The 2827-nt window shown below is 76.2% G+C and carries 1 protein-coding gene; it reads right to left on the minus strand.

Annotated elements, in window-relative coordinates:
* Window positions 1-95: 95 nt before the first annotated feature.
* Window positions 96-2792, minus strand: coding sequence for a family 78 glycoside hydrolase catalytic domain (locus AB0C69_RS40785; RefSeq protein ID WP_360361936.1), 2697 nt, complete (start codon window positions 2790-2792; stop codon window positions 96-98).
* Window positions 2793-2827 lie beyond the last annotated feature (35 nt).

The raw sequence follows: 2827 nt of genomic DNA on the forward strand, positions 1-2827 counted from the left end.
GGATACACGCGGACCGACACCCCGCGGCCGTTCCGGCCGTCCTCCGAAGGGATCCGCTCGCAGATGGCCAGGCGCTTGTCCGGCGGGGACGGACGTCATTGAAGGGCCGCCGTGAAGCGGTACTCCCCCGAGCCGGTCCGGCAGCGGAGCTCCCCCCGCGCCGTTCCGGCGACCGAGACCCCGGGGGCGTCCGCCACCGGGATCCCGCTCTCGCGCACACCGTCCGGGTCGTCGGTGGGGATGTGGACGGCGGCGGTCGCGCCCGGCGGCACCGCGATCCGCAGTTCGAACACGCCGTCGCGGCGGGTCCAGGCGGTGGAGACGACCCCGCGCACCGACTCGTAGCGGGCGCTCGCCGCGGTGAGCCCGCCGGGCCTCGGCCGGATCAGCAGGTCGCGGTAGCCGGCCGAGCCGGGCGCCTGGTCGAGGCCGGCGACGCCCCGGTAGAGCCACTCGCCGACCGAGCCGAGCGCGTAGTGGTTGAAGGAGTTCATCGCCGCGGCCTGGAACCCGCGCTCGGCGGTGTAGCCGTCCCAGCGCTCCCACACGGTGGTCGCGCCGTGCCGCAGCGGGAACAGCCAGGACGGCGGGTCGGTGCGGCGCAGCAGGGCGTGCGCGAGGTCGGCGCGGCCGTGCGCGTCGAGAACCGGCGCGATCAGCCCCACGCCGAGGAACCCGGTGGTGAGGCCGGGCCCGGCCTCCTCGACGAGTTCGGCGAGGCGGCGCACCGCGCCCGGCACGAGCTCGCCGGGGAGCAGCTCGAACGCCAGGGCCAGCAGGTAGGCGGTCTGGGTGTCGCCGGCGACCCGCCCGTCCGGCGACGTGAACCGCTCGGCGAACGTCTTGCGGACGTGGGCCGCGAGCGCGCCGTACCGGGCCGCGGCCTCGTCCGCGCCGAGGATCTCGGCGGCGCGCGCCGTCAGCGCGGCGCTGCGGGCGAAGTAGGCGGTGGCGAGGACGTCGCGCGGGGTGGGGGCGGGCGCGAGCCAGTCGGCGAAGTGCGGGCCGGTGCGGCGGGTCCACACCAGGTCGGGGTTGTGCCGGTGGACGTGGTCGACCCAGGCGCACATGGCGTCGAGGTTGCGCTCCAGGAAGCGCTCGTCCCCGTACACGCGGTAGAGGTGCCAGGGGACGAGGACGCCCGCGTCGCCCCAGCCGGGCGCGCCCTCGTCGGCCACGCCCGCGATCCGCGGCGCCACGTTGCCGAAGGCGCCGTCCGGCGACTGCGCTCCGCGCACCTCGCGCAGCCAGCCGTCGAAGAACGCGGCGACGTCGGCGTTGAGGCACGCGGTCGGCAGGAAGACCTGTGCGTCGGCCAGCCAGCCGAGCCGCTCGTCGCGCTGCGGGCAGTCGGTGGGGACGCTGACGAAGTTGGAGCGCTGCCCCCAGGAGATCGCCTGGTGGAGGCGGTCGACGTCCGGGTCGGAGCAGGTGAACTCCCCCGCCCAGGGCGTGTCGCTGTGCAGCACCACGCCGGTGACGTCGGCCGCGTCGAGCGCGCCCAGGCCGGTCACCTCGGCGTACCGGAAGCCGTGGTAGGTGAAGCGCGGCTCGAAGACGGCCTCGGCGTCCTCGCCCGCGATCAGCACGTCCGTCGCGTCGGCGGTGCGCAGGTTGGCGGTGTAGAGCGCGCCCGCCTCGTCCAGGGCCTCGCCGTGCCTGACGACCACCCGGTCGCCCGGGGTCAGGCCGCGGGCGGTGAGCCGGACGCGTCCGGCGAAGTTCTGCCCGAAGTCGACCAGGAACCGGTCGCCGGCGATGCGGGCGACCGACCGCGCCGGCAGCTCGCGGACGGCGCGGACCGGCGGCGCGACCGTGGCGGTGAGCCTGCTCCGGTCGGTGGCGGCGACCCAGGCGGGAAGCCATCCCGCGCGGTCGCGGTCGCCGGCGGGCAGGTCCCAGCCCGGAGTCTCGCGGCGCAGGTCGTGGCACTCCCCCATGAGCAGGTCGGCGTACCGGACGGGCGACCGCGCGCTCTGCCAGTCGCCGCCGGTCGCGATCACGTCGGTGGTCCCGTCGGCGTGCACGAGATGCAGCTCGGCCAGCAGTTGCGGGAACGTTCCGTAATGCGCGCCCGAGCGGCGCTCGTCGAAGCCGACGAACCCGCTCCACCAGCCGTCCGCGACCGTGGCGGCCAGCATGTTGGCGCCCGTCCGGACCAGGTCGGTGACATCGTGGACCTGGTAGTCGACGCGGTCCCGGTAGTCCGTCCACCCGGGGGCGAGCTCGGCGTCCCCGACCCGCGCGCCGTTGAGGCGCATCTCGTAGACGCCGCGGGCGGTGACGTAGAGGCGCGCGGCGACCGGCGCGGCGGCGGCCTCGAACGCCTTCCGCAGCCGGACGGCGGGCTGGAGGCCGTGGTCGGCGAGGGCGAGCTCGCCCTCCTCGGGCGCGTCCACGACGTCCTGGACGGACGGGTCGTGCGTGATCCAGGCGGCCGACCACGCGGACGGGCTCAGCATCCCGGTCTCGAACCAGGACTCCTCCCGCGAGGAGGCGCCGGCCGCGTCGGTGACCGTGACCGTCCAGCGGTAGCGGGTGCGGGGCCGCAGGGCGGGGCCGCGGTAGCGGACGGAGACGGCGGACGGGTCGGCCACGGCGCCGGTGTCCCAGACCCGGGCGCCGTCGTCGGCGTGGACCCGGACCTGGAAACCGGCGGGCGCGTCGCCGCGCCGGCCGGAGGCCAGCCGCCACGACAGCAGCGGCGCGGGCTCGTCGACCCCGAGCGGCTCCGCCCGGTGGTCGCAGCGGAGGCCGTACGGCGCGAGACCTCGGCCCAGGGAACCCGTCACTCACCCACTCCGATCGCAATCCCAACAAGGTGGGC

Source organism: Actinomadura sp. NPDC048032, from assembly GCF_040653175.1.
Taxonomy (GTDB): domain Bacteria; phylum Actinomycetota; class Actinomycetes; order Streptosporangiales; family Streptosporangiaceae; genus Spirillospora; species Spirillospora verrucosospora.